Here is a 244-nt window from a genome sequence, read left to right as displayed (position 1 = left end):
AAGAAGAGCTGGAAAACGGCGGCTTCTTCTATCCGCCCGAGAAGAAGCGTTCGATGAGCCAGAACCTGCGCGTCATGCTGGGCCGAGCCGCCTTCTCCGAACAGGAGGTCGCCACCATGCGCGGCGCCATCCACGCCCTGTCGCGCGGCCGCGGCCGGGTCCTGGCCAAGCTGGCGGCCGAACGGGCGGCGAAGGAAAAATAGCCGTCCTTCCGGGGCTTCGCGTAGCGAAGAACCCGGAACCC

General features: G+C 66.8%; 1 protein-coding gene. It reads left to right on the top strand.

Annotation, left to right across the window (positions count from 1 at the left end):
• The coding region (locus CVH10_RS23505) for a hypothetical protein (protein ID WP_219925073.1) at positions 1 to 203 on the top strand (203 nt) is incomplete at its 5' end.
• Positions 204 to 244 lie beyond the last annotated feature (41 nt).

Source organism: Halomonas sp. ND22Bw, from assembly GCF_003011945.1.
In the GTDB taxonomy this organism is placed as follows: domain Bacteria; phylum Pseudomonadota; class Gammaproteobacteria; order Pseudomonadales; family Halomonadaceae; genus Halomonas; species Halomonas halophila.
This window is presented reverse-complemented; position numbering and strand designations above follow the sequence as displayed.